Origin of the sequence: uncultured Lentibacter sp., from assembly GCF_937123735.1 — a bacterium.
Taxonomy (GTDB): Bacteria; Pseudomonadota; Alphaproteobacteria; order Rhodobacterales; family Rhodobacteraceae; genus Lentibacter.
On the sequence record NZ_CAKZKL010000009.1, the window covers coordinates 1 to 1,977 of the forward strand.

The following is a 1,977-nucleotide window of genomic DNA, read 5'->3' on the forward strand; positions in this document are numbered from 1 at the left end:
TGCCGTGTTTTCACCCATGGAATGGCCCACCAAGCGGTCAGGCTGCACCCCCCAGCTCATCCAGAGCTGGGCCAGCGCATATTCAACCATCATGATCAGCGGCAGTTGGACCGAGGGGGTTTTGAGCTTTTGCGCGGCCGCCGCGCGCGCCTCGGGCGTTGGCAACCAGAGCGCGCGCAGATCATACTCAAGCCGCGGCTGAAGGCAGGCCAGGCCACGATCCATCCATTCGGCAAAGACCGGTTCTGTCTCATAAAGATCGCGCGCCATATCGCAATATTGCGCGCCTCCTCCGGGAAACATGAAAACGATGTCCGGATTGGCCATGGCCTGATGGGTGAAACAATGTGGCCCATCTGGCGCATTCCAGAGCGCGCTGGCCTCTTCATGGCTCTCCGCCACGATCACCCGGCGGTGCTCAAAAGCGCGCCGGCCCTGTTTGAGCGTAAAGGCGATATCGGCCAGCTCCTCTTTGGGATCATCGGCCAGATATGTGGCCATGGCACGGGTGTTGGCCTCAAGTGCTGGCCTCGAGCGGGCAGAGAGACACAGGATCTGAAAAGGCCAATCACTTGGGGTGCCCGGCGCGCGCGGCGGGGCCTCCTCCAACACCAGATGGGCATTGGTGCCGCCCACGCCGAGCGCATTGACCCCCGCACGCCGCGGCCCCTTATGGCTGACCCAGTCTTGCAACCTGTGATTGACGACAAAGGGCGAGGTTTCAAAGGCAATTGCCGGATTGGGCGCTTCAAAGCCCAGCGAGGGCGGAATCTGCCCCGCCTTGAGCGCGAGGCTGGTCTTGATCAGGCTGGCAACCCCTGCGGCCGTATCCAGATGGCCGATGTTGGTTTTGAGCGATCCGATCCGGCAAAAGCCGGTTTCATCTGTGGTCTTTGAAAAGGCCTCAGTGAGCGCCGCGACCTCGATCGGATCGCCCAGATAGGTGCCCGTGCCGTGGCACTCGACATAGTCAATCGTGTTAGCACCGACGCCGGCCACGGCCTGCGCCTCGGCTATCGCTGCGGCCTGCCCATCCACAGATGGTGCCAGATAGCCCGCTTTCGCGGCGCCATCATTGTTGACAGCCGACCCTTTGATCACGGCCCAGATATGATCATTGTCGCGCAGCGCATCTGCCATGCGCTTGAGCACCACAACGCCTGCGCCCGAGCCAAAAACCGTGCCGCGCGCGCGGTGGTCAAACGCGTGACATTGGCCATCAGGGGACAGAATTTCGCCCTCCTTGTAAAGATAGCCCTGCCCTTGGGGCAGTTCTATTGTCACCCCGCCCGCCAGCGCCAGATCACATTCGCCTGTCAACAAAGATTGCGCCGCATAATGGGTCGCAACAAGCGAGGTGGAGCAGGCGGTCTGCAACGAAAGCGAGGGGCCTTTGAGATCAAAAACATGGCTGACACGGGTGCTCAGGAAATCTTTGTCATTGCCCGTGTGGCGCAAGAGAAACAGCCCGGTCTCGGCCAGAAGATCGGGGTTGGAGCAGATGTTGACATAAAAATAACTGCCCATGCCGCAGCCCGCAAAAACGCCAACAGGCCCGGCAACCTGCTCGGGCGGATAACCGGCGTTTTCAAAGGCCTCCCAGGCAACTTCCAAAAACTGGCGATGCTGCGGGTCCAGAATGGCGCTTTCCTTCGGGGAAAATCCGAAAAAGCCGCCATCGAAATACTCGAATTTTTCCAACCGCGCGCCAAAAGGCACATAGTCAGGGCGCAGCCGCAGCGCATCTGGCACACCCGCCTCCTTGAGCTCTTCGGGCGAGAGGCGACGGATGGCGCAGCTTCCGTCACGCAAATTGGCCCAGAACTGCCCAAGCGTCGCCGCGCCCGGCACATGCGCCGCCATGCCGATGATGGCAATGTCGTTTTCGTCTGTTTCAAACGGTGTCGTCGTACCGGACATTCCACATGATCCCCAAGGCCCTGCCTTCCCAAGGGCTAGCTCATAAAATTGAGGTGA

Annotated in this window: 1 protein-coding gene; it reads right to left on the minus strand. The window is 60.4% G+C overall.

What is annotated here, in order from left to right; translation table 11 throughout:
- A partial coding sequence (locus Q0478_RS02035; RefSeq protein ID WP_298675699.1) for a type I polyketide synthase occupies positions 1–1,920 on the minus strand: 1,920 nt, incomplete at its 3' end.
- Positions 1,921–1,977 lie beyond the last annotated feature (57 nt).